The following is a 25,502-nucleotide window of genomic DNA, read 5'->3' as shown; positions in this document are numbered from 1 at the left end:
GTACATAGATTGATGCTGCCAGGTATGAACATCCTCTTAGCTTAAGGAATTTTCCATGAAAGCCAAAGAAACCGCATTGTTTGAATTCCTCAATGGCACAAAACAATTTGTGATTCCGATCTATCAACGGACGTATAGCTGGACACGTGAACAATGTGAACAACTCTGGCGGGATATTGAGCGCTTAGCCCAAGATGTCAGCATCAAGGGTCACTTTATTGGCTCAGTGGTCTATGTTGAGGACGATCAATATAGCAAAAGTGTTGTTCCTCAATTGTTAGTTATTGATGGACAACAACGATTAACGACACTCTCGTTGTTATTAGCTGCGTTAGCTAATGTGATTGACGAGCGGGTTAATGAGCCAGTTGAAATAACTAGTAAGAAGCTCTATAACTATTATTTGCGGAATAATGATGAAGATGAAGATCGTCATTATAAATTACTCTTAACTCAAAGCGATAAATCAGCATTGATTAATGTGGTTAATCGCGAAGAGTTTCATTCTAATGCCTCGCTCCGAATTCAAGAAAACTACCGCTATTTTCTTGAACGTGTGCGCAATGCCCCCAATCTTCAACGAATTTTTGAGGCAATCAAACGGATTATTGTGGTTGAAATCTCGCTTGAACGGGATAAAGATAATCCTCAACTTATTTTTGAAAGTTTAAATTCGACTGGTTTGAAACTAACTCAAGCTGATTTGATTCGCAATTATATTTTGATGGGCCAAAACCATAACGATCAATCATCGATGTATAAGGCCTATTGGTATCCAATGGAACAACGCTTTGAGAGCGATTATTCGGCCCGCTTTAATCGGTTTATGCGCGACTACTTGACGATCAAACTTGGGCGCATTCCAAACATCGAAGATGTCTACGATGAATTTAAGCGCTATATGACCGAGAATAATCTCAATGTTAAAGAGGTTGTGGCCGACATTGGCGCATATTCTGGGTACTTTGCTGATCTTAATTTTGCTACAACCAATGATCGTGAACTTGATGCCGCGATTCGGGATATGCATATTTTACGAGTTGATGTTGCTTATCCATTTTTGATGCAATGTATGCGGGTGTATAAAACTCATCGTTTATCACAGCGTGAGATGGTGTATATCGTGCGGTTGAGTCAAAGCTATGTATTTCGACGCGCTATTTGTGGTATTCCAACCAATTCACTTAATAAAACCTTTGCCAACCTATTACGCGATATGGATAATCCTCATTTGCTCAGCCGCTTCTCGTTGAACCTCGATAGCTCATTTATTGCACGGCTTGAAGCAGCCTTACTGGATAAAGATAGTTATCGACGCTTCCCCAACGATGAAGAATTTCGGCGTGAATTGCTTGCCAAAGACATCAATAACTTTCGTAACCGTAATTACTTGCTCTATAGCATTCATATGGGATCGCCTGAATCCAGCCATGATCTTTCGAATTTGAGCGTAACCCAAATTGTTCCAACGGCTAACCCCTTAACTATGGAATGGCAAAGTGAATTGGGGATTGAGTGGCAAGCAATTCAAGGCAGTGTGGTTAATCGATTAATTAATCTTTCTTTGGTTCAGCAACCAATTGATGAGCAGGCCAGTTTTACTGATAAACAACGTGCACCAGGGGGGTTTCTGAATACAGGCGGTATGCTCAATCGTGATTTGATGAGCTTGACGCATTGGGATGAACGAGCGATTCAAGATCGTGCAATACGGCTGGCACAGGCTGCATGTAGTGTATGGTCATATCCAACAGCTGTCGAGCGTGTTCCGGTTGCGATACGTGAGCAAGCAGGAAGCACTATCGGGTCGGAATTTTTACAAGAGATCTGGCGCGAATGCTATAATGAGCTGCGCCAGCGAATTTTTAATTTGAGTGCGGCCATTCAAGAAGAGCAAACCCGTTTATATATTGCCTTCAAGCTCGATGTTAATTTCTGTGTTGTTGAGCCACAAAAAAGTCGCCTACGGATTGGATTACGGGTTCCGTTTGACCAATTGCATGATCCACAACAACGTGCCCGAAATACAACTGGAATTGGAAATTGGGGTAATGCGACCGTAGAATACAGTGTTACAGGTCTAATAGATCTTGATTATGCGATGGAATTAATTCAACAAGCTTTTAATTATCATAATAATGAACTTTGATACAGTGTTGAATAATATTTTTTTGGGATAAGGATATATTATGGATTTACTAGATTTAAAACCCGTCTTGATCGATCCAATTACCTTAAAACGAAAATCCTATACGTTTGCGATTGATCATATTGAGCCATACAGCATGTATACCACACTCAAGGCCCAATTTGGAATGCCAAATGCAGCGTTGAGCAAAAATAGTCAATGGAGCTACGAACTTGAGGCTCCAAATGCATTTCTGCGGATCAGCGATTGGAAACTCTATGGTTGCACATTGATTATTTATCCTGATGACCAACTTGTTGCAACAGCCCAAGCGATCTATGAAAGTTTGAAAACAATCTTTAATAAAGCACGGAATAATCAGGATTCTGCGATTAAAAGAGATTCAAAGTCAAGTAATCTTGTAATGCTGCAGAATCCATATCGTGTGTATATGGATACCGGGGCGGAACTTTTGGCATTGGCAAAGGATCTACGGTCGAGTCAGCAAGGTAATACACTTTGTCGCTCGGCCTTTTTTCAATTCCTCTCAGCGTTTGAGGGTTTACTCAATATTTTATATGATCTGTATCTCAAACCTGCGATTCGGGATAGTAAAGATACTCGTGAACCGGCGATTAAATCGCCGATTGATACAAAAATCGCGATGGCTCCAATCTATTGTATCTGTTTTAGCGGTGACCGTATCCCGATTGATACTGCAGTTTATGCTCAATATAAAGCAGTTCGTGCGCTGCGGAACAATTTTGTGCATGCAAATTTGGTTGAAGCGATGCGCACGAGCATTATCAAGCACGATGGAATGACCTTTTTATTAGAGCCAACCATGACAAACGATTATGATCTCCCGTTGGTCGTATCGAATCTTTCGGTTATGCATCTTGACTTTACCAAGCAAACAATTGAGGCAATGAAGGATGAAATTGTCAACGCTATGCATCCCACCTACCGCCAGGATTTTGCCAAAGCGCTAGAACGTGATGCTATTATTGTTGAGCGGATTGATAACGGGAGTTATGTAATTCGCCGCGAAATATAGCGTTCCATGTTGGTGATTTTGATGCATACTAGTTTTTCAGTCCTTAGTTATAATGGTTTATGAGGTTAGAAGCGCATCATGTTCCCTCACACCTAACTGGCTCGCCCACTGCGGCGGGCTACGGCATACAAAGGTTGGTTCTCTACTCACTCAAAACGATAGCTAGAAGGAATAGTGATGCTCAACCCTGAGAAAGTGCTTGAAACGTTGCACATATTGCGTGAACGTTTTGGTCCACGCGTCTTGCATACTCAACGTGATCCGCTTGATGAATTGGTTTTGACGATTCTTTCGCAAAATACTTCCGACCGCAACAGTGGGCGGGCTTTTCGCGAACTCAAAGGGCGCTACCCAACGTGGGCGGCAGTGCTCAACGCCGAATCAAGCGAGTTAGAGGAAACAATTCGAGTTGGTGGGTTGGCTAAAATCAAGGCGGCGCGGATTCAAAACACCTTGGCGGTAATTTTGGAGCAGCGCGGCGAATTTAGCCTCGATTTTCTGCGCGAGCTAGGTTTGCACGAGGCGCGAGCTTGGCTGACTGCACTGCCGGGCATTGGCCCCAAAACGGCGGGCTGTGTGCTCTGTTTTGCCTGCAATCAGCCTGCGATGATCGTCGATACCCACATTCATCGGGTGGCCAAACGGGTTGGCATGATCGGGCCTAAAGTTTCTGCCGATGCTGCCCACGATTTGCTTGAGTCGGCTGTGCCAGTTGATCAAATGTATCAATTTCATGTCAGCGTGTTGTTGCATGGCCGCCAAATTTGCCATGCCCAACGCCCAGCCTGCGAACGCTGCCCATTAACCGAGATTTGCGAGTTTTATCAAGGATCATAAGTGGGGATCGGTTGTCGGGGGTTGGGGATTGGTTGCTTGTGCTAATAGCCTGATCCGTGGCCCTGATTCCTCGAATAGTTGAAGAATTTACCCGAATGTGATCAACAAAAACGATTGCGTTCAGCAGAAATGCGTCGCTCCAAGCAGTTTGTTCGTCAATAAAACATATTCTTACCAGCGCTAGCATGTTTTAATCATTTTGCTAGCGCGATTGTTGTGAAAATACGCGAAACCTGCTAAAATCTGCTTTGAAACCGATTCCAAATATGGGTTTTAAGCGATATCAAACCAAAAGCTGCATTGCCAAGCGTCGCAACCTACCGTACAATGGTTGGCGTGGGGCAATGTAGCTAGAGTATGCAGACAAAGCATGTTTGCAAGGAGTACTCCGGCATGACTCAGCGTGCCTTTCCTTCCGATTTCCTCTGGGGTTCCGCCACATCGTCGTATCAAATTGAAGGCGCTGCGTTTGCCGATGGCCGTAGCGAATCGATTTGGGATCGTTTTTGTAAACAACCAGGTGCTATTTTAGATCAATCCAATGGTGATATTGCTTGCGATCATTACAATCGCTATCGTGATGATGTTGCTTTGATGGCGCGTTTGGGCCTGCAAGCCTATCGTTTTTCGGTGGCTTGGCCGCGCGTGTTGCCCAATGGGCGTGGTGCGGTCAATCAGGCTGGCCTCGATTTTTATCGACGCTTGGTCGATGAATTGCTACAACACAACATTCGGCCATTTGTAACGCTTTACCACTGGGATTTGCCGCAAATTCTCGAAGATGCTGGCGGTTGGCCTGAGCGGGCTACGGCTGAAGCCTTCGTTGAATATGCCGATGCGGTCAGTCGGGCCTTGGGCGATACCGTCAAAGATTGGATTACCCACAACGAGCCATGGTGTGCCGGTTTGCTCGGCTACCAAATTGGCGAACATGCTCCAGGCCGCAAAAATTGGAATGACGGCTTGAAGGCCAGTCATCATCTTTTGCTCTCGCACGGCTGGGCAGTTGATGTGATTCGACGCAACGTGCCACAGGCCAGCGTTGGGATCACGCTGAACTTTACGCCAGCCATGCCTGCTTCACGCAGCACCGAAGATTTGAATGCAACCCGCCACTTTGATGGCTTTTTCAATCGTTGGTTCCTCGACCCAGTATATGGCCGCGAATATCCTGCTGATATGGTGCGCGATTACACTGAACTTGGCTACTTGCCTAATGGCCTCGATTTTGTCCACGATGGCGACTTCAAGGCCATGGCCGCAACCACCGATTTCTTGGGCGTAAACTACTACAGTCGGGCGGTGATTCACGATCCTAAAACTGGCACCGCGCCCAAACTAGATTCCGAATATACCGATATTGGCTGGGAAGTCTATCCCCAAGGCTTAGGTGATTTGCTCAAGCGCTTAGCCTTTGCTTACAACCCAGGCAAAATTTATGTAACTGAAAATGGTGCCAGCTACAACGACGGCCCTGACGCGCATGGCGAAGTCAACGACACCCGTCGCACCCAATATTTGCACGATCACCTGAGCGTTTGCTCCGATGCAATTGCTGCTGGGGTGCCATTGGCGGGCTACTTCGTCTGGTCGTTGATGGATAACTTTGAGTGGGCCAAAGGCTATAGCCAACGCTTCGGCGTGATTTGGGTCGATTACGAAACCCAACAACGCATCCCCAAGGCTAGCGCCCATTGGTATAGCCGCGTAGTCAAAGCCAATGCCGTGCAGCCATTGGAAGTTTTAGCCTAAGTTTTGGCTCTTAGCGGCGGATTTGCGTTTGTTGCTGATCCGCCGCAACCCATAGCATGCCCCAATTCCGACCCCTACCCAAATTCCAATTCCTATCAATGTGCGCCATGGCCAGCTTGCCCCACGCAACGTTAATGGTTGGCGATATTCCATGCGTTTGGCTGCAAATTGAGCACTAGCTTGGTCTTGATCTATCGCAAATCGGACAAGCGCCTGCTCAAAAACATTGCTCTGTGGCGCTAAATCAAGCTGCTGATAGGCGACTTGCTGCTGGTTTGCCCAAGTTTGGGCTTGTTGATCTGGGCTAAATCCAATCAAACTATCGACACCCGTATCTGCTGCTTGATAACGTGGGATGAATTGCAAACCATGAGCTGAGCGAATATTTGGCTCTGCGCCAATTGTCCGAAAATCGTAAACCCACGAACCTGTATAAACATCGAAAAAAGCCGCTAACGTTAGTTCATCGACCCCTTGGCTGAGCCAAATGCCCAGCGTTTGCTTGGGCCAATAGAACGCCGCATTCAGCAGATAAACACTATCGCTTGGGGTTATGCTGAAAGGCTGCATCGTAGCACGTTCAAGGTAGCTTTGGTCTGAATAATTGATTGCTTGAGCCAGCCGTTGGCTTACATCTGCACCATGCATTTTTTGCAAGAAATACAGAGTTGCATCGATTCCTGAAGTTAATCCAGCTGTGGTGATAATTTGTTGATCTGTATCGACATAACGTTGATTATTTTGCCATTTAACTTGAGGATAACGCTTGGCCAAACTACTAAGATCGGCCCAGTGGGCGGTTGCTGGCAATCCATCGAGCAAGCCGCTTTCAGCTAAAACCTCAGCCCCAGTACACCATGACATTACCGTGCTGGCTGCTTGCGATTGTTGGCGCAGCCATGCCAAAACTGGTTGATTTTGGCTGGCCTGAATTTCAGTAATTGCAGGCACAATTACCAGCGCTGGTGGTTGCTTGAGCAACGTTGCAAGGTCTGCAAAAGAATAATCAGGCAGCAGATCAAGCCCACCGCTGAGGCTGCGCACGCTGCTTGTTTCAGCCACGGTATAGACATTATACAAGCCTGTTTTGGCTAATAATGCATAGGGTGCGAGCACATCGGTAATTTCGCTAACCGTATTGCCAAGCACAATCACGGCGGTTGGTTTTTGGGCATCGTAACTTGTTGGCTGTGATTGAATGCTGGGTTGATCGGCGCGAATACTCATCGCTACTTGCATTGAATAATAGCTACCGATGCTGGCGGCTAAAAGCAAGGGTAGACAAGCTAGCAGCAAATAACCGAGGCGCGTAAGCTGACGTTTTAGCATAGATTTGGCTCCTGAGTATGGCGAGATTGGGTGGGATTTGTGCCAAAGTAGCGCTGCCAAAGCCGCCGAAAATGGCGAGCATCGCTAAACCCAACTTGCTGCGCAATGTGTTCAATGCTCCATGCTGGGTTGTGCAGTAAATTGGCGGCTAGCTCTAAACGTAATTGTTGTTGATAACTAATGGGTGTTAGGCCGAGTGTGGTGCGAAATGCCCGATTGAGTGAGCGAACACTTAATTTAGCGATTGCGGCCAGTTGTTCAAGGCTGATCGTTTCGGCTAAATGCTCGGCAAGATAGTCTTGAACCCGATGCACGCCGATATGCAGATGGTTACGATATTGCAGATAGATGCTGTGCTGGGTTTGTTGGCCGCTGCGTCGCAGATATAGCACCAATTGGCGGGCGATTTTCGCTACCAACAACGGATCATAATCTTGTTCAACCAGCGCCAAGGCCAGATCAATGCCGGTGCTAATTCCAGCGCTGGTGATAATCCGCTCACTTTGAATATATAACACATTTTGGCGTACTTGGGCTTTAGGATAGCGTTGTTGTAATAATTCTAGCGCTGACCAGTGGGTTGTACATGGGCGGTTATCGAGCAGGCCTGCCTCACCAAGTACAAATGCGCCACTACAAATTGCGGCAATTCGACAGCCAGCAGCGGTGCTAGCCCGCAGCCAATTTGTAATCTTTGGATCGATTGGAGTACTGAGATCGGCATAATAATCGAGTTGCACCCCAGGAATCAAAATCGTGGCTTCTGGTTGGATTTCAGGCAAGCCTGATTGCGTTTGCAGCACCAAGCCTTGAGCACTGGTGACGACTGAATCTATACCACAAAATATTAATTGATAGTTTGCGCCTTGCAACGTTGCCTCAAAAAACACTTGGCTTGGGCCAGCGCAATCGAGCAATTGCACATGCGGCAAGAGCAATACATAGATTGGCCTGATCGATTCCTGCATGGCAACTCCTTCGAGCTAGTTGAGTAGAATCTGGCCATAAGCATAACCAGCGATAAACCTTACTACAAGGCTTAATCGTGCCAATCAGCGGACGGATTTGGCCATTTGATCCACGAAGGACACGAAGCGCACGAAGGTTAAGTTTTTAGCCACAGATTGCCACAGATTTGTATGATTATTTTGCTGTGCCACATGCTTGAACCTTGACTACTGGCCCCTGATCCCTAAATCCTAGCCCATTTTTGCCTTTTGCCTTTTGCCTTTTGACTTATCTCAGCCTACTTGACGAAAGTATATTGCATCGTTTACAATCATTTCTGTAAGCGTTTGCAAGAATAAAAAACCGAACAAGCCTCTCTAGGTGCAAAACCCCACAATCGTTCTGTAAATGCTTACAATTCACAATCCAGTTCGCAGATGCAAAGGCGCAACAACGCAATGAGCAAAAAACTCGAACAACCAACCCAAACCCTAAAAACGCCCCGAGGCCGCCGCCCGAATGGCAATGGCCTCAGCAGCACCACGATTATGGATGTGGCGCGTGAAGCTGGTGTCTCGTATGCAACTGTCTCGCGAGTGGTCAATAACAAAGAATATGTTAAATCGGATACGCGAGAACGGGTGCTGAAAGCGATTACAAGCTTGGGATATGTCGTCAACCAGCAGGCCAGAAGTTTGGCTGGTGGGCGTTCATATGCAGTTGGGTTGTTGGTGCGCGATCTTGGCTCAAGCTATATGGGTGAAATTGTGCGAGGGATTGACGAGTCGCTTAGTGCAGCTCAATACAATCTGATGCTCTATACCACCCATCGCCGCAAAATCAAAGAACGGATTTACGTCAACAATTTGATTCAGGGCATGACTGATGGGCTGCTCTTGGTTTTGCCAGAAAACCTTGAGGCCTATCTAGAAACCCTTGATCAGACCAACTTTCCCTATGTCCTGATCGATCATCAAGGGCTTGACGAGCGCACTCCAGTGGTGATTACTACCAACTGGCAGGGTGGCTACGATGCCACGCGCTATCTGATTGAGCTTGGTCATCGACGGATTGGGTTTCTAACCGGCATGATGGATATGCGTAGTTCGCAAGATCGCCTGAGTGGCTATCAAGCTGCGCTGCGTGACCATGGTTTGCCAGCCGATCCACAACTCGTGTATGAAGGAACCTATTATCAACCGGAAGGCTATGCGGGGGCACAAACCCTGTTGCGGCTGCCAGAGCCACCAACAGCAATATTTGCCTCGAACGATGTCATGGCCTTTGGGGTGATGGAAGCGGTTCGCGATGCCGGATTGCGGATTCCAAGTGACATCTCGGTGATTGGCTTTGACGATATTGCGCAAGCCTCGCAGGTAGCACCGCCATTGACGACGGTCGCCCAGCCATTAGAACAACTGGGACGCGAAGCTGTTCGAATGTTGCTCGCTCGGATCAATAATCCTGAGCAACCGATTGCGCGTACCATTTTGCCAACTACCTTGATTATTCGCCAATCGTGCGACGTTCCTCGGAACGTGTAACGCGACAAAGTTGTCGCCCGCCTGTGACGTAGGGCCCACTGAGCAGCGCGGGTGTGTGGATAGAACGATCTATCGCATACAGAAAGGGTATCCACCATGAAGCTACGGTTTCCTGCGTTGATGTTGCTGGTTATTATCTTTACCAGCATGTTGGCCGCATGTGGTGATGCGTCAACCCTCACACCACAAGCAACTCAAGCACCAAGTACAACCGCCCCAGCCGCTACTGCAACAGAAGCTCCTGCCACGGGCAGCACCGATCCAACCGCCGAACCAACTGCTGCGGCAACCACAGATACCGGTTCCACGAGCAGTGATGGCAAAGTATTTTTGACGGTTTCAGACCAACAACAATCAACTTGGGTGCGCAACTTCAACCCATTTGCAAGTGATAACCGCTGGCCAACCGCCGCCGGGATCTACGAGCCAATGTTTATTTACAACATTGCAACCGGTAAAATCGAGCCATGGCTCGCCACCGAATGGGCTTGGAATAGCGATAACACCGAGTTGACCTTCACCATCCGCGATGGCGTGAAGTGGTCAGACGGCGAAGCATTTAGCTCAAAAGACGTTGCCTATACCCTCAATTTGATGAAAGAAAACGAAAAGCTGCAAGGCAATGGCCGCGCTGCAATGCGTTTCATCGATAGCGTCGCCGCCGATGGCAACAAAGTTGTCGTGAAGTTCAGCGAAGTTTCAACGATTGCACTGTATGATATTGGCCATCAAATGATCGTGCCAGAACATATCTGGAGCAAGATCGCTGATCCAGTGACTTTCACCAACGAAACTCCAGTTGCAACCGGTCCATTCACCGAAATCATCCGCTTCCAAGACCAAATCTGGGAACTTGGCAAGAATCCAAACTACTGGCAAGCTGGCAAACCATACATCGATGGTATTCGCCAACCAGCCTACCCCAGCAACGATGCCGCCAACTTGGCAACGATCAACGGCGAAAACGACTTGGCTAGCAACTTCATTCCTGATGTTGAAAATACCTATGTCGCCAAAGATCCTGAAAACAACCACTACTGGTTCCCACCAGTCAATGCGCCAGTGATGTTGCTCTTGAACACCACCAAGGCTCCATTCAACGATCCTAACGTGCGCAAAGCGATCAGCATGGGCTTTGATCGCCAACAAATTACCGAAATCGCTACCTACAGCTACAACTCACCTTCAGATGCAACTGGTTTGCCTGAATCATTTGCTGATTGGAAGAACCCTGAAGCCGTTGCCGCTGGCGATTGGGTCAACTTTGATGTTGAAAAAGCCAATGCAATGTTGGATGCTGCTGGTCTGACCCGTGGCGCTGATGGGATTCGCGTATTGCCCGATGGCACGCCAATGGTTTACGATATCAACGTGGTTTCTGGCTGGACCGACTGGGTGACCACCGACCAAATCATTGCTGAAAGCTTGAAAGAAATCGGGATCAACGCCACCACCCGTACCTACGACTTTAGCGCTTGGTTCGATAAAGTTCAAAAGGGCGAGTTTGATATGTCGATTGGCTGGAGCAACAATGCCCCAACCCCACTCCAATTCTATCGTGGCTTGATGTCAGGTGAAACCGCCGATACCCCAATTGGCGAAGCCAACGGCGACAACTGGCACCGCTATGGCAATCCAAAGGTCGATGAATTGTACTCACAATTTGTCAAAACCTCAGACCCAGCCGAACAAAAGAAAATCATGAACGAAATTCAGATGATCTTTGTTCAAGAAGCCCCAGCTATCCCAATTATGCCAAACATCTATTGGGGTGAATACAACACCAAACGCTTTACCAACTTCCCGAACGAAGAAAACCCATATGTCTTGCTTTCATCGTTCGCTCAACCCGACCGCTTGATCCTCTTGACCAACATCAAACCAAAATAAGCAGTGTCTGGTTTGGTCGTGTGCTGGAGCCAATACGGCTCCAGCACCAACCCGACCCAGGCGCGAAACCCTGAAAGGAAGAACCATGCGTTTCTTGTTGCGACGGCTGGGCTTTTACGCGGTCGCGGCTTGGGTCTCGCTTACCGTCAATTTCTACCTACCCCGGCTTATGCCTGGTGACCCAGCCTCGGCTATCTTCGCCCGTTTTCAAGGCAAACTTCGCCCTGAAGAAATCGATTCGTTGCGCAAAGCTTATGGCCTAAGCGATGCTCCCTTGCTCGAACAGTATTTTACCTACCTGAGAAGCTTGAGTCGCGGAGAGTTTGGTATCTCAATCAACTTTTTCCCTGCCCAAGTTACCACGGTTATTTCAACTGGATTTATGTGGACTATCTTGCTGGCTGGTTTAGCCACCGTGATTAGTTTTTTCTTGGGCAATGTTTTGGGGATTATCGGCGCTTGGCGGCGTAATGGTATCCTCGATTCGGTTGCTCCACCCTTACTAACCTTTATCGGCGCATTTCCCTACTTCTTCTTAGCGATGATTGCGCTGTATTTCCTTGCATTTCAAGCAGGCTGGTTCCCGTTACGACATGCTTATAACGATGCACTATCGGTTGATTGGGGCAGCCTCACCTTTATAAAGAGTGTTATCTCGCACATGATTTTGCCAGCAAGCTGTATTGTGCTGGCTTCGATTGGCGGTTGGATGCTTGGCATGCGCAATACCATGGTTGGGATTCTCTCCGAGGATTACATCACCATGGCGCAGGCTAAGGGTTTATCGCAACAACGAATTATGTTTAGTTATGCTGCTCGCAACGCCTTATTGCCCAATGTTACCTCGTTTGGGATGGCACTTGGCTTTGTGCTCAGCGGCTCCTTGCTCACCGAAATTATCTTTGCGTATCCAGGCTTAGGCTATTTGCTGTTGCAAGCAGTTCGCAACTTGGATTACCCATTGATGCAGGGCTTGTTTTTGATGATTACGTTTGCGGTGCTTGGGGCCAATCTGTTGGTTGACATATTGTATGTGTGGCTTGATCCACGCACTCGACGCTAGGAGTTGTGCCATGCAAGCATCACCGGAGAAAACCTTGGCTTCAAAGGCAGCCGAAACTACCAAAACAGGCCGTCCATGGTTGGCGCATTGGCCGTTGCTACGAGCATTCTTGCGTAATCGCAAGGCGATGCTCGGCGTAAGCATTATGTTCTTCTTTGTGATGGTGGCCCTACTAGCCCCATGGATTGCCCCAGGCAACCCCAAAAAGATGGAAAGCCGTGCCCACTTGGCCCCAGCTTGGATCGCTGATAAGCCTGCTCCAGGCGGCAAAACCTTCTTACTTGGCACAACTGGTCAAGGCCAAGATGTGTTTCGCCAGCTGGTTTGGGGGTCGCGTTTATCGCTCACGGTTGGCCTGAGTGTCGGCATTGCCTCAACAATTTTGGGCACAATTATCGGTTTGACCGCTGGCTATCTGGGCGGTTGGGTTGATGATTTGCTCTCATTGTTGACCAATGTGATGCTGATTATTCCGGGCATGCCATTGTTGGTTATTCTTGCGGCCTTTCTCAAACCAGGGCCGGTGACCGTTGTGATGGTGCTGACCATTACCGGATGGGCTTGGCCAGCCCGCGTTATGCGTTCGCAGGTGCTTTCGCTCAGGGCCAAAGATTTTATCGCGGCCTCGGTGGTGAGCGGCGAACGAACTCCACGGATTTTGTTTAGCGAAGTCTTGCCAAATATGTCCTCGGTGTTTGTTGGGAGCATGGTTGGTTCGACGGTGTATGCAATTGGCGCTGATGTTGGTTTGGCCTTCCTTGGCTTGACCGATGTTGGCACAACCAGCTGGGGCACGATGCTCTACTGGGCGCAAAATAATGCTGGCATCTTGACCGGAGCTTGGTGGACATTCGTGCCAACTGGGATCTGTATTGCCTTGTGTGCCTTTGCCTTAACCATGCTGAACTATGCCCTTGACGAAATTACCAACCCTCGCTTACGTGCCGAAAAGGAGACCACTCATGGCAAGCGCTCCCGTGCCAACGTCCTTGTCACCCCAGTCATCCGCAAGTAGTGCGGCTGAGCCATTGCTCGATGTTCAGAACCTATCGGTCGAATACCAGACGTTGCGCGGCCCAGTCCAAGCTGTTTCCAACGTTTCGTTTAGCATCGGCCAAGGCGAGGTTTTTGGCCTCGCTGGCGAGTCGGGCAGCGGTAAATCGACCATTGCTCACGCCATTATGCGGATTTTGCATTCGCCCGCAGTGATTACTGGTGGCAATGTGCTATTCGATGGCGATGATGTGCTTGAAATGGATATGGAAGGCCTCGAAGCGTTCCGTTGGCGCGATATTTCGATGGTGTTTCAAAGCGCCATGAATGCGCTCAATCCAGTTTTGACCGTTGGCGAGCAGATTATCGATGTGATCCAACGCCATCAACCTAAAACGACCAAGCAACAGGCCAAAGATCGTGCCGCCGAATTGCTCGATATTGTGGGGATCGATGGGAAGCGAGTTGATGATTATCCGCATCAACTTTCCGGCGGCATGCGCCAACGGGTGGTGATTGCGGTTGCACTCGCACTCAAACCACAGTTGATGATTATGGACGAGCCAACCACCGCGCTTGATGTGGTGGTGCAAAAAGATATTATGCAGCAAATCGAGTATCTCAAAAAAGAGCTTGATTTCTCGATTTTGTTTATTACCCACGACTTATCGCTGATGGTCGAGTTTTCCGACCGCATCGGTGTGATGTATGCTGGCGAGATTGTCGAAATGACTGCTGCCCACGAGCTATTCAACAAGCCCATGCATCCCTACACCCAAGGCTTGATGGCTTCGTTCCCTGCCTTGGTTGGCCCCAAGGAAACCCTAACTGGGATTCCTGGTTCGCCGCCAAATATGCTCGAACCACCAAGCGGTTGTCGCTTTCACCCACGCTGCCCCAAGGCGATTGCTCAGTGTTCACTGCAACAACCAACCCTACGCGAAGTTGAACCAGGCCATTTTGTGGCTTGTCACTTGTACTGAGGTGCATCATGACCAAAACTGTGTTAACTGCTGAGCAGTGGAAATTAGCTGAATCTCCCGACCCGGTGGTCTTGGAAGTGCGCAATTTGACCAAGCGCTTTCCAGTGGGCGGCCTGTTTCGCAGCAAACATGTCCATGCCTTAACCGATGTGTCATTTGCAATTCGGCGTGGCGAGGTGTTGGCGGTCGTGGGCGAATCAGGTAGCGGCAAAAGCACCGCCGCCCGTTTGATCGCCCGCTTGATGGAGCCAACCAGTGGCGAGATTATCTTCCGTGGCCAAAATGTGCTGCAAACTGAGAAACGCGGTGCTTCGCTGAGCTATCGCAGCGGCGTACAGATGATTTTTCAAGATCCATTTGGCTCGATGAATCCAACCCACTCGGTGGCGCATCACATTATGCGACCGTTGCAAATTCATCATAAAGTTGAGCGGCGCAGCGATTTGTTGCCACGAGTGCATGAGTTGCTGGCGACGGTCGGCCTGAATCCGCCAGCCGATATTGCCAATAAATATCCCCACGAGTTATCTGGTGGGCAACGCCAACGGGTAGCAATTGCCCGCGCTTTGGCCGTCGATCCCGAAATTGTGCTGGCCGACGAACCAATTTCGATGCTCGATGTTTCGATTCGGATTGGCGTTTTGAATTTGATGGCCAAACTCAAAAAAGAGATCGGGATTGGCTATCTCTACATTACCCACGATATTGCTAGCGCCCGCTATTTTGCCGACCGGATTATGGTGTTGTATGCAGGCCAAATGATGGAAGGTGCTGATAGTGACGAGTTGATCGGCAACCCCGCCCATCCCTATACGAAATTGTTGCTTTCCGCCGTGCCAAACCCCGAAGTTGCGCTTGGCCAGCGTGAAGTTGTCGCCCGTGGTGAGCCGCCTTCCTTGATCGATCCGCCGCCTGGCTGCCCGTTTGCGGCACGTTGCCCTCAAGTCAAGGATGTTTGTCGCAAAGTAATGCCCGATGTACAAACGATTGCCCCAAATCACTGGGTTCGTTGCCATTTGTATGGTGAGGGCAGTGGAGGAACTGCGGCATGAGCGTGACGCTGACTGCCAACGGTCTTGCAGTCAATGGTCAGGAAGTGCCGGTTTATTCCGGCACTATCCACTATTGGCGTTTAGAGCGCGACCGCTGGGATTATATTCTCGACCAAGCCAAGGCGCTTGGCTTTTCGATGATCGAAACCTACATTCCTTGGGGTGTGCATGAAACCGCTCCCGGTCAATACGATTGGGGCCAAATCGATCCACGCAAGGATCTCACGGCCTTTATGCGCTTGTGCCATGAACGGGGAATCTGGCTGATTGCGCGGCCTGGGCCATTGATCAATGCTGAATTGACCGACTTTGGCTTTCCCCAATGGATTTTGGATGATCCTGCGATGCAAGCTCGCACGGCGCTGGATACCATGCATATGAGCTTGGCAGCGGGTTTGCATCCACCGCATCAATTTCCTGTGCCATCGTATACCAGCCCTGAATATTTGGCCGCCGTGGGCGTGTGGTTCGACCACATGTGCCAAGTGATTGTGCCGCAACTTGCGCCGCATGGGCCAATTGTCGCGGTGCAAAGCGATAATGAAACCTGCTATATGTTTCATGAGCAGGCCTATGCGACCGATTACAGCCCTTCGTCGTTGGCCTTGTATCAAGCAATGTTGGCTGAGCAATATGGCGCAATCGAGGAATTGAATCAAGCCTATGCGACCAACTATGCTACTTTTAGCGAAGTAGTTGCGCCGCGCGATGCCGATATCGCCAGTCGCCCCGATTTAGTGGCTCACCTCGATTGGGTGCGCTACAAAGAAGTGCATGTTAATTGGATTGTTGCGACCATGGCCGATATGCTGCGTGAGCGTGGCGTGGTTGATGTGCCATTATTCCACGATGTAGCTTTTCAATATCGCACGCCGCTCGATATCAATGCCATGGAAGCCAACGGCCATGTCGATTGGGTTGGGATCAACTATTATCGCCAACCACAAGGCTTTGATGGCGCGATTACCTTGGTGCGCTATATGGCTGGCACCACACGTCTGCCGTTTATCCCTGAATTTGGCAGCGGCCTGTGGATTCACCATGCGCTCACGCCACGGCCTGAAGAAGCAGAATTTGTCACTTTAGCGGCCTTGATGTATGGGATTAAAGCCTTCAATTTCTATATGTTGGTCGAGCGCGATCGTTGGTTGGCCTGCCCAATCACGCGTCATGGCGATTATCGGCCTGAATATGCGCAATTTTTTGAGCGTTTGATGGGCTTTTTGCAACAGCAACAATGGTGGAACTTCCAGCGTAAACCTGAGGTTTTAGTGCTGCTCAGCTATGATCTTGGGCGCTATTGGGCCGCCACTTCAACCTTGCACTATGGCCATGTCGATTTACTCGGCCTGCCGCCAGGATTAAATCGAGTCGAATTAGATTTGGGTTTTAGCAGCGATCTCGAAGTTGAAAGCGATGATTTTCATCCGCAAAGTTGGTATGGCTCGTTGCGGAGCACGCTCGATGCCAACCATATCGACTACGATTTGAGCGATAGCCATTTGCGCAGTTCACGAATTGCTGACTATAAATTGGTGTTTGCTCAAAGTGTCGATTGGATGAGCCGCGCCGATCAACAGCGTTTGTTGCAGGCTGCCGAAGCTGGTGCAACCGTTTGGCTTGGCCCGACCTTGCCAACCCTTGACGAATATTTCCAGCCCTGCACGATTTTAGCTGATCAATTGGCGGGCAAACGCCAAGTTGCCTTGGGCAGTGGCCATTTGGGCTTGCTGAGCCAAGCCGAACTAGGCGCTTTTTGTGCCGAAGTTGCAGCAGGCTTGCCAGTGCGGCCTCAAAACCCTCAATTGGCGGTTACCAGCCATCGCCACCAAGGCCGCGAAATTCTGTTTGTAGCCAACCCAACCGCTGAAACGATTAACTCAAGCTTGGATTTTGCCCATCCTGTGCGGTTAACCAGCTTGTGGGGAGCATTCGCTGGCGCTGATCTCCAACAACAGCAGCCGATTAGCCTAGCAGCCTACACGATTGCAATTGTCGAGGTGCAGCATGATTGATCGTTTTTGGCAGGTGTTGGATCTTGACCCAATTACTTGGCGCAATATTGGGCGCTTTATCGAGGTTGGCAAATACATCCAAGCTGCGCGACCTGGCGAACATGGCTTATATGTGCTCCACGATGGTCAGAACATTTTACGAGCGGTTGATAGTAACAATCATGTGCAACGTGAAATTACTGGCAATTTGACCACCACACCCCAAGTATTGGCCGAAGAGTTGGCGAGCGAAGGGCGTTGGGATCGGGTGCATGTGATTAGCAAGCAGCATTTGGCCGAGGTTGCCAAGCAAGCTCAACAACCAGAGCAACGCAGCCTAAGCATGCCAGCTTACTATCATTTGGTCTATTCGTTGCTCTGGGGCGATGGCCAAGGCTATGTCACGGTTCCGCCGCCAGCCGGCCATTGGAACCACTGGACCTATCGTGGCATCGAGCAATTTGTGGCCCAACTTGGCTCAGAGGCAGGCATTGCACTGTGCGTATTTGATGGCGAACAACTGGCGATTGGCCTGATTGCTGAATTGCGCAATGGACAAGTCGCCTATGTGACAACCTTCGATGCCTATGCGACTGAGACTGTACCACAATTGAGCGCAACTGGTTTGGAGCAGCTATGGCAATTGCTCGAACAACGCGGTGTACCAGCGGCAGCAGCATTAATCTGTAGCCGAGCCGCCTTTGAAGCTTGGTTGGTTGCGCCCGATAAAATTGCTAGCTTACGCCAAGCGGCTACAGCTGGTGAGGCTTGGTGGCGCTTGCGCGAGGCATTGTAGCAAAGTCCTAAGGTCAAAAACACCACTGAAGAGTTGCATCAATTGCCATGAAATACTATGATGCATGCAACGAATTTTTAATCATTACACTGCGTGGCAAGCATGAATCATGCAACAACTTTAGCGGCCTTACATGCTGCATTGGCCGAAATTCATAACCCAATGCAGCATGTCGATGTACTTAACCGATTAGTTGCCGAACTCCGTTTAGTTGACCATGAACAGGCTTGGGCACTCAACCATCAGGCCGAAGGTTTGGCGCGGATGGCGGGCGACGAAAGCAAGCCTTATACTCAAGGGTTGATCGATTGTTTCTATTGGCGTTCCAAACTGCTGTTTAGTGAACAATCGTATCATCAGGCGTTAACCTACCTCTTTCGCGCCAGCAAACTGTGCCAATTAACCCCACCCCGCCAGCCCAACCCGCATTGGCTTGATATCTTAGATACCAGTTTTCAATCAGCCTCACTTGGCTCGGAAGATAGTGATGCATTTTTGGCCAGCGGCATTCATAGCGCGGCGGTGCATAATGCCTTGGGCGTGTTATTAATTGTGCTGGGCAACTATACCGAAGCTTTGCAATATTTGCAGCGAGCCAAACGCGATGCGATCCAATTAAATGATCAATGGTTTGAGGCTTTGGTTTGCAATAATTTGGGCTTTTTGCATTGCGAATTGCAAAGCCCCGAAATTGCCCTGAATGATCTGGCGCATGGTTTGCGCTTACTTGAAGCCATGACCCAATTTCCGGCGCATCTGCGCATGCGAGCCGAAATTCTCGATAACAGCGGTCGGGCGGCCTGTGCCTTGAAGCAATTTGAGCAGGCTGTGAGCTATGGTGAGCAAGCACTGGCGCTCTATCACGAAATCGATTGGCAGCATGGCCAGGCTGAGTGTCATAATAATTTAGGTTTAGCCTATGCTGGGCTTGATCAACAAAACCGAGCAATTGAGCATTTTATGCAAGCCTATGAATTAGCTTGTGGCTCGAACAATATTCACGAAGCAATTGAAGCCTTGATTCGCCATGGTGTTTTGCTCAATCGGATTAAGCATTATCAAGCCGCCCGCGTGATTCTTGAGCAAGCCTTGATTTCAGTCAATCCTACAATCAATCAGCAAAAAGTCTATCGGGCACATCAAGCTTTGGCTGATACCTATGAGGCCTTAGGCGATTTTAAAGCCTCGTTGAAGCACTATAAAGCCTATTATGAATTAAAAGATACGGTTTTTAATGAGCAATCAGTGCGACGAATGCAAGTTCTACAAACAATGTATCGTTTAGATGAAGCTCGTAATCAAGCAGCGCTGTATCATTTGCAAAATGATGATTTGCATCAACAATTAGCTGATATTCAACAAATTAATTTGCAATTGGCTGAATGGGCTAAAACTGACTCACTGACCGAAATTCTCAATCGGCGCGGTTTATACGAACAAATCGACCTTGCTTTGCAACATCAACAAACTGATGCGCAAGGCTGGGCTTGGATTATGTTTGATATTGATTTTTTCAAGGCGATTAACGATAGCTATGGCCATGATAGCGGCGACGAGGTGCTACGTGGGATTGCCCAACGAGCGCGGTTGGTGCTGCGTCATAGCGATGTGTTTGGGCGCTACGGCGGCGAGGAATTTTTGGTCTTTCTGCCGCATACCTCGATGCAAGAGGCAATTGTGATTGCTGAACGCTTGCGCACGGCGATTGCCAACACGCCGTATGTGGTTAAGCAAACCGCCGTCAACGTAACAATTAGCCTTGGCATTGCCTGGACTGAGCAGGTTGATGACCCTGAACGCCTGACCCAATTAGCTGATCAAGCGTTGTATCGTTCCAAGGCGGCGGGGCGCAATTGTTATACGGTTGAGCGTTTGGATGCGTCAGTTAGCCAACTTTCAGCATAATGCGTTGCTCAGCTGCGATGGCTAATGTATTGGCAAGCGTCACCAAATGCTCGTTGATATAGGCGCGATCGAATGGCTCAGTGATACCTTGATCGGCTCCCCGTGTGATGATGCAGGCTTGTTCCCAGAGCATGGCCCGGCGTTCTTGGTTGTCGCAGGCTAGCGCAACTTCATTCAGCAACACCAATAATCGGGCAGTTACCGCGATTTCGCCTTTAGCATATTGGCGAATTTGGTTAAGTGCAGTGCCTAACATCTGGCGAAATGTAATTGTATTCGCAACCACCCGTAGCTGATCAAATTCATCGTAGCGACATGGCGATTGCTCAGGGCGACGAATGGCCTGCGCCAGTACATCACTCAGCAAATCGATCGCATTAATCGCGGTGCTCGGGTCATTGACCGCAGGCGAAATTGCCTTGAGCGCAATATCCACCAGTTGGCGAATGCCAAACAACACATCATCAAACAACGTTCGTTCTAAACCAATCTCGAATACATCTTGAAATTCAGCGATGCTATCGGGATCAAGTTCGCGTTGCGGAACCATATGTAAGAGTGGATTACCAGTTGGCACAAAATCGCCGACCGCGCGATCCATGTAAATCACTACATCGAAGCGCTGAGCCAACTCCAACAAAGGCACAGGATCGATTGCTTGAATATAGCCGCCCTTGGCATTGTAAATTGTGGTTGGGGTTTCGTTGGGGATGGGCGGCGGTGGAATTTGCTCCATCGCATGGCCCAGCGTTTCGGGGAAGCGCCGATCCAACACATCGATCGTGCGTTCGGCGGCGCGGGCAATCAAGACACTGGCTTGAATTGTCTCGGCGATGTGGTGCACAAAATAAATAAAGGCCACAATACTCAAGAGAGTTAACATAATGCTAGTGGCAAGTGAGAGAATCGGCACAAAGACAAACGATGCTTGATCGTTAATCTGCCCCAGCACCAGCAAACTATAAATAAATGTGCCAATAAATGTGCCTAGTACATATTGCGAAGGCGTATCGCGCATCACATTACGAATAATTCGTGGCGAAAATTGCTGCGACGCGAGCACCAAGGCCACCATAATGATCGAAAAGGTAACGGTGGTGACGGTGAGCATCGAGCTGGTGACAGAAGAGAGAATCGCCCGCGCATCGTCGATCCCAGCCCGCAAAAAAGCCACATGATCAAAATCGAAAACCCGATCCAGCTCAACCGTGATAAAGGCCAAAATAGCCGAGCCAATTGCCATGAGCGTGGGCCGAAACCATAACGATGAATCCAGCTTATGATACTGATTTTCGAGTTCGCGAGTGATACGCATAGAGCCTCTAATGGGTGGAATGAACGGTGTGGAGCATGGGCGCTGGGCCGTGTTGATCTTGCATCAAATTGTGGGTTTTGGCAAGTTTTGGTTGTGGCAATAACTCAGCTTCCTCGGGGCGTTGATTGAAATACGCAACTAGTCCCGAGAGAAGATCTTAAAGGACTAGGTGTTTTAATCCCCTCTTCCTCGGGGCGTTGATTGAAATGTTGCCCGAACACTTTGCCTACATTAATCGCGTTATCGCGTTTTAATCCCCTCTTCCTCGGGGCGTTGATTGAAATTTGCACTTGATCGCTCTGAGATACTGCCGCTATTGGTTTTAATCCCCTCTTCCTCGGGGCGTTGATTGAAATACACTATATAATGCTGATTTATATAAGCTGATGAATGGAGTTTTAATCCCCTCTTCCTCGGGGCGTTGATTGAAATCCGAAGGGCTGAGTCGCCACCCATTCTTGGTGACAGTGAACATGTTTTAATCCCCTCTTCCTCGGGGCGTTGATTGAAATTCGACCTTTCCACGAACACCGTGACGACCCTCAACATAGTTTTAATCCCCTCTTCCTCGGGGCGTTGATTGAAATGATTTTAGATGCGTTAGTTTTCTTTATTAGTAGTTTAGTTTTAATCCCCTCTTCCTCGGGGCGTTGATTGAAATGGAATGGCATTTCCCTCTCCCATTGCACAACAGTAGTGTTTTAATCCCCTCTTCCTCGGGGCGTTGATTGAAATGCATTACCTATCACTATTAGGAATCGGCCATTCTATTGGTTTTAATCCCCTCTTCCTCGGGGCGTTGATTGAAATCCGATTATGGCGCCAACATCAGCCAGCGATCTTATGGTTTTAATCCCCGCTTCCTCGGGGCGTTGATTGAAATATACGATTGCGTACATTGACTTTCCGGTTGAGCCAAAGTTTTAATCCCCTCTTCCTCGGGGCGTTGATTGAGATATGCCCCGCTACAGCGTTGATATGGCCCCGTTTGGCCAGTTTTAATCCCCTCTTCCTCGGGGCGTTGATTGAGATTATGGCTATTATAGCCGCTGGACCAATCTTCCGCGCGTTTTAATCCCCTCTTCCTCGGGGCGTTGATTGAGATCATCGTAGCTTCAAGCGGCACGATGATCCAGTGGGTTTTAATCCCCTCTTCCTCGGGGCGTTGATTGAGATTTCAATTAATGATCGCAATAAAATCAATGCTGAATGTTTTAATCCCCTCTTCCTCGGGGCGTTGATTGAGATGGACAGGTTCTTCCACCGGTCGATTTTAACGGTTTTGTTTTAATCCCCTCTTCCTCGGGGCGTTGATTGAGATGCCAAAAAATTGATTGCTGGGATATCGTTTATTTGTTTTAATCCCCTCTTCCTCGGGGCGTTGATTGAAATCCCATTGCGGTAGCGCCAGCTAAATAATGTTTCAACCGTTTTAATCCCCTCTTCCTCGGGGCGTTGATTGAAATGGATTTACTAATACTCCAACTAATGGGGTAATGATTTTCGTTTTAATCCCCTCTTCCTCGGGGCGTTGATTGAAATAAAAAACCTTTCAATTTTTTTGCCTTTATGGCCCTTATTGTTTTAATCCCCTCTTCCTCGGGGCGTTGATTGAAATCCACAGTTTACGGGCTACCGATGCCTTACGCATCTATAGTCTGTTTTAATCCCCTCTTCCTCGGGGCGTTGATTGAAATAACTAAACTAACAGGCAAAATCTTCTGGGTCCCAGTAAGTTTTAATCCCCTCTTCCTCGGGGCGTTGATTGAAATGGTTGATGGCGCTCGACCCATTGCGATACGAAACTTGTCTGTTTTAATCCCCTCTTCCTCGGGGCGTTGATTGAAATGACCCTACTATCATGGAGGAAACCTCGTGATCGGATTGGTTTTAATCCCCTCTTCCTCGGGGCGTTGATTGAAATAGCTTCCCCATCGGCAACGACAATGCGGTCACCCTGGTTTTAATCCCCGCTTCCTCGGGGCGTTGATTGAGATCCAATCAGTACAACTAATGTTTGATGGTCAATTCTGTTTTAATCCCCGCTTCCTCGGGGCGTTGATTGAGATGTGCCAGGCAGAGCTATACTCTTAGCAATCATATGGTTTTAATCCCCTCTTCCTCGGGGCGTTGATTGAGATGCCGATTCCAGACAGATTACCTCTTCTGAGTCAACTTCCGTTTTAATCCCCTCTTCCTCGGGGCGTTGATTGAAATAATTCTTTCGCCGCGTGATTGAGGAAGGCAATTGGTTTTAATCCCCGCTTCCTCGGGGCGTTGATTGAAATTCTACTTGGTGCATTACCTAAAAAATAAAAGATTAATGTTTTAATCCCCGCTTCCTCGGGGCGTTGATTGAAATTGAAGCCACCAATGGCGCCCAAATTGAGACTCCTGAGGGTTTTAATCCCCGCTTCCTCGGGGCGTTGATTGAAATGTCGTGTGATCAAAGCCAACGTCTCTGGTGACAGTTTTGTTTTAATCCCCGCTTCCTCGGGGCGTTGATTGAAATTCGAAAAATATGGTCCTGGGACTGTGGCTTCCTTAGCGTTTTAATCCCCTCTTCCTCGGGGCGTTGATTGAAATGAGCTTGGACAAATCGAGCGGGGAGATGTGTTCCATGGTTTTAATCCCCTCTTCCTCGGGGCATTGATTGAGATTGCGCAGCCAGCCAATCAAACTTTGCTGGCTGCGCGTTTTAATCCCCTCTTCCTCGGGGCATTGATTGAGATTTTATGGGAAATGCAATTCGTGGAGATCAATCATTTGCGTTTTAATCCCCTCTTCCTCGGGGCATTGATTGAGATTCATCATGAACAAATACGCACATCGGACAGGCCTATCGCGTTTTAATCCCCTCTTCCTCGGGGCGTTGATTGAAATAATCCAGAATCCCCCGGTTACCAACCAGTGATTCTGGAGTTTTAATCCCCGCTTCCTCGGGGCGTTGATTGAAATAAGCTCTTTCAGTAAAGGAGAAAAAGATGGCCTTTGTGTTTTAATCCCCGCTTCCTCGGGGCGTTGATTGAAATAGCACACGTCGTCGGATTCGGCTTCAGCGGGAACGAGGTTTTAATCCCCGCTTCCTCGGGGCGTTGATTGAAATAGCACACGTCGTCGGATTCGGCTTCAGCGGGAACGAGGTTTTAATCCCCTCTTCCTCGGGGCGTTGATTGAAATGAAAGATAACGACAGCAATGGCGTTCTCTGGAACGAGGTTTTAATCCCCTCTTCCTCGGGGCGTTGATTGAAATAACAGGCAAAACCTTTTGGGTTCCTGTAATCATTCTCGCGTTTTAATCCCCGCTTCCTCGGGGCGTTGATTGAAATCTCTACTTCCGCAAGACTATTGGCAACCTTCCATTGGTTTTAATCCCCGCTTCCTCGGGGCGTTGATTGAAATGGCAAATTAATAATCGAAATCGATACTGCCCTTGAGTTTTAATCCCCTCTTCCTCGGGGCGTTGATTGAAATTCAATTGATTTCCCATTTACTGTTAACCAACATCTTCGTTTTAATCCCCTCTTCCTCGGGGCATTGATTGAGATTCATTAGTAATGACGCAAATTCTTCGAGTAAACCACAAAGTTTTAATCCCCTCTTCCTCGGGGCATTGATTGAGATTGACTGGATGGCGCAGAATTGGCTGCGCTATTCTGGTTTTAATCCCCTCTTCCTCGGGGCATTGATTGAGATTAGCTTCAAGGCGATTTGCGAAAAAAAGCCCACTCTGGGTTTTAATCCCCTCTTCCTCGGGGCGTTGATTGAAATGGCCAGTTCGTGCCAGACATATTTTGTCTGCTATAGGTTTTAATCCCCTCTTCCTCGGGGTGTTGATTGAAATGTTCCTGGACACCCAGGGATCTTTCGAGGTCCTGATGGTTTTAAACCCCTCTTCCTCGGGGCGTTGATTGA

General features: G+C 48.6%; 16 protein-coding genes and 1 CRISPR repeat array (1 of these 17 cut by a window edge). Of the genes, 13 read left to right on the top strand and 3 right to left on the bottom strand.

The features are described 5' to 3' along the window. Positions 1–55: 55 nt before the first annotated feature. The 4 genes from LCH85_03225 to LCH85_03210 all read left to right on the top strand — a co-directional run bounded on the left by LCH85_03225 (position 56) and on the right by LCH85_03210 (position 5,774). Positions 56–2,149: a DUF262 and DUF1524 domain-containing protein gene (locus tag LCH85_03225; GenBank protein ID MCA0350986.1), complete on the top strand. Its 2,094-nt coding sequence runs from the start codon at positions 56–58 to the stop codon at positions 2,147–2,149. 40 nt (positions 2,150–2,189) lie between these two features. Continuing rightward, a complete protein-coding gene (locus LCH85_03220; GenBank protein MCA0350985.1) occupies positions 2,190–3,185 on the top strand; it encodes a hypothetical protein in 996 nt (331 codons plus the stop codon). A gap of 177 nt (positions 3,186–3,362) precedes the next feature. After that, positions 3,363–4,022: an endonuclease III gene (locus LCH85_03215; protein ID MCA0350984.1), complete on the top strand. Its 660-nt coding sequence runs from the start codon at positions 3,363–3,365 to the stop codon at positions 4,020–4,022. A 393-nt stretch (positions 4,023–4,415) separates the two neighbouring features. Next, a complete protein-coding gene (locus LCH85_03210) occupies positions 4,416–5,774 on the top strand; it encodes a beta-glucosidase (protein MCA0350983.1) in 1,359 nt (452 codons plus the stop codon). Here the strand turns inward: LCH85_03210 and LCH85_03205 are convergent. Together LCH85_03205 and LCH85_03200 are read right to left on the bottom strand one after the other, a co-directional pair. Continuing rightward, entirely contained in the window at positions 5,766–7,103 is a 1,338-nt protein-coding gene (locus LCH85_03205; protein ID MCA0350982.1) for a DJ-1/PfpI family protein, read from the bottom strand. The two genes, LCH85_03210 and LCH85_03205, sit on opposite strands and share 9 nt — an antisense overlap. Further along, positions 7,097–8,071 carry a helix-turn-helix domain-containing protein gene (locus tag LCH85_03200; GenBank protein ID MCA0350981.1) on the bottom strand — a complete coding sequence of 325 codons (975 nt, stop codon included), beginning with the start codon at positions 8,069–8,071 and terminating at the stop codon, positions 7,097–7,099. Before LCH85_03200 ends, LCH85_03205 begins: the two co-directional genes overlap by 7 nt. Positions 8,072–8,509: 438 nt before the next feature. Between LCH85_03200 and LCH85_03195 the strand changes: the two genes are divergently transcribed. The 9 genes from LCH85_03195 to LCH85_03155 all read left to right on the top strand — a co-directional run bounded on the left by LCH85_03195 (position 8,510) and on the right by LCH85_03155 (position 20,271). Further along, positions 8,510–9,595 carry a LacI family transcriptional regulator gene (locus LCH85_03195; protein MCA0350980.1) on the top strand — a complete coding sequence of 362 codons (1,086 nt, stop codon included), beginning with the start codon at positions 8,510–8,512 and terminating at the stop codon, positions 9,593–9,595. A 96-nt stretch (positions 9,596–9,691) separates the two neighbouring features. After that, on the top strand, positions 9,692–11,485 hold the full coding sequence (locus LCH85_03190; protein MCA0350979.1) for an ABC transporter substrate-binding protein: 1,794 nt from the start codon (positions 9,692–9,694) through the stop codon (positions 11,483–11,485). Between the two features lie 85 nt (positions 11,486–11,570). Beyond that, positions 11,571–12,548: an ABC transporter permease gene (locus LCH85_03185; GenBank protein MCA0350978.1), complete on the top strand. Its 978-nt coding sequence runs from the start codon at positions 11,571–11,573 to the stop codon at positions 12,546–12,548. A 10-nt stretch (positions 12,549–12,558) separates the two neighbouring features. Beyond that, entirely contained in the window at positions 12,559–13,563 is a 1,005-nt protein-coding gene (locus tag LCH85_03180; GenBank protein MCA0350977.1) for an ABC transporter permease, read from the top strand. Then, positions 13,511–14,524 carry an ABC transporter ATP-binding protein gene (locus tag LCH85_03175; GenBank protein ID MCA0350976.1) on the top strand — a complete coding sequence of 338 codons (1,014 nt, stop codon included), beginning with the start codon at positions 13,511–13,513 and terminating at the stop codon, positions 14,522–14,524. The genes LCH85_03180 and LCH85_03175 overlap by 53 nt, the downstream gene beginning before the upstream one ends. An 8-nt stretch (positions 14,525–14,532) precedes the next feature. Continuing rightward, the gene (locus LCH85_03170) at positions 14,533–15,576 is read left to right on the top strand and encodes an ABC transporter ATP-binding protein (GenBank protein ID MCA0350975.1); all 1,044 of its coding nucleotides are present in this window, start codon (positions 14,533–14,535) and stop codon (positions 15,574–15,576) included. Then, positions 15,573–17,591, top strand: a complete 2,019-nt coding sequence (locus LCH85_03165; GenBank protein ID MCA0350974.1) for a beta-galactosidase — start codon at positions 15,573–15,575, stop codon at positions 17,589–17,591. Before LCH85_03170 ends, LCH85_03165 begins: the two co-directional genes overlap by 4 nt. Then, entirely contained in the window at positions 17,584–18,366 is a 783-nt protein-coding gene (locus LCH85_03160; protein MCA0350973.1) for a hypothetical protein, read from the top strand. The genes LCH85_03165 and LCH85_03160 overlap by 8 nt, the downstream gene beginning before the upstream one ends. 102 nt (positions 18,367–18,468) lie before the next feature. Next, positions 18,469–20,271 carry a diguanylate cyclase gene (locus LCH85_03155; protein MCA0350972.1) on the top strand — a complete coding sequence of 601 codons (1,803 nt, stop codon included), beginning with the start codon at positions 18,469–18,471 and terminating at the stop codon, positions 20,269–20,271. Here the strand turns inward: LCH85_03155 and LCH85_03150 are convergent. Then, positions 20,252–21,586, bottom strand: a complete 1,335-nt coding sequence (locus LCH85_03150; GenBank protein MCA0350971.1) for a DUF2254 domain-containing protein — start codon at positions 21,584–21,586, stop codon at positions 20,252–20,254. The two genes, LCH85_03155 and LCH85_03150, sit on opposite strands and share 20 nt — an antisense overlap. Positions 21,587–21,694: 108 nt before the next feature. Then, positions 21,695–25,502: direct repeats of the CRISPR family, unit length 24 nt; unit sequence CTTCCTCGGGGCGTTGATTGAAAT; it runs 149 nt beyond the window's last position.

It is taken from the genome of Chloroflexota bacterium, from assembly GCA_020161265.1.
Taxonomy (GTDB): domain Bacteria; phylum Chloroflexota; class Chloroflexia; order Chloroflexales; family Herpetosiphonaceae; genus Herpetosiphon.
This window is presented reverse-complemented; position numbering and strand designations above follow the sequence as displayed.

Bases quoted from the DNA above. Each gene is read 5' to 3' on its own strand.
- LCH85_03175 (MCA0350976.1), top strand. From the start codon at position 13,511: ATGGCAAGCGCTCCCGTGCCAACGTCCTTGTCACCCCAGTCATCCGCA.
- LCH85_03185 (MCA0350978.1), top strand. From the start codon at position 11,571: ATGCGTTTCTTGTTGCGACGGCTGGGCTTTTACGCGGTCGCGGCTTGG.
- LCH85_03180 (MCA0350977.1), top strand. From the start codon at position 12,559: ATGCAAGCATCACCGGAGAAAACCTTGGCTTCAAAGGCAGCCGAAACT.
- LCH85_03190 (MCA0350979.1), top strand. From the start codon at position 9,692: ATGAAGCTACGGTTTCCTGCGTTGATGTTGCTGGTTATTATCTTTACC.
- LCH85_03200 (MCA0350981.1), bottom strand. From the start codon at position 8,071: ATGCAGGAATCGATCAGGCCAATCTATGTATTGCTCTTGCCGCATGTG.
- LCH85_03205 (MCA0350982.1), bottom strand. From the start codon at position 7,103: ATGCTAAAACGTCAGCTTACGCGCCTCGGTTATTTGCTGCTAGCTTGT.
- LCH85_03215 (MCA0350984.1), top strand. From the start codon at position 3,363: ATGCTCAACCCTGAGAAAGTGCTTGAAACGTTGCACATATTGCGTGAA.
- LCH85_03150 (MCA0350971.1), bottom strand. From the start codon at position 21,586: ATGCGTATCACTCGCGAACTCGAAAATCAGTATCATAAGCTGGATTCA.
- LCH85_03220 (MCA0350985.1), top strand. From the start codon at position 2,190: ATGGATTTACTAGATTTAAAACCCGTCTTGATCGATCCAATTACCTTA.
- LCH85_03225 (MCA0350986.1), top strand. From the start codon at position 56: ATGAAAGCCAAAGAAACCGCATTGTTTGAATTCCTCAATGGCACAAAA.
- LCH85_03210 (MCA0350983.1), top strand. From the start codon at position 4,416: ATGACTCAGCGTGCCTTTCCTTCCGATTTCCTCTGGGGTTCCGCCACA.
- LCH85_03165 (MCA0350974.1), top strand. From the start codon at position 15,573: ATGAGCGTGACGCTGACTGCCAACGGTCTTGCAGTCAATGGTCAGGAA.
- LCH85_03195 (MCA0350980.1), top strand. From the start codon at position 8,510: ATGAGCAAAAAACTCGAACAACCAACCCAAACCCTAAAAACGCCCCGA.
- LCH85_03160 (MCA0350973.1), top strand. From the start codon at position 17,584: ATGATTGATCGTTTTTGGCAGGTGTTGGATCTTGACCCAATTACTTGG.
- LCH85_03155 (MCA0350972.1), top strand. From the start codon at position 18,469: ATGAATCATGCAACAACTTTAGCGGCCTTACATGCTGCATTGGCCGAA.
- LCH85_03170 (MCA0350975.1), top strand. From the start codon at position 14,533: ATGACCAAAACTGTGTTAACTGCTGAGCAGTGGAAATTAGCTGAATCT.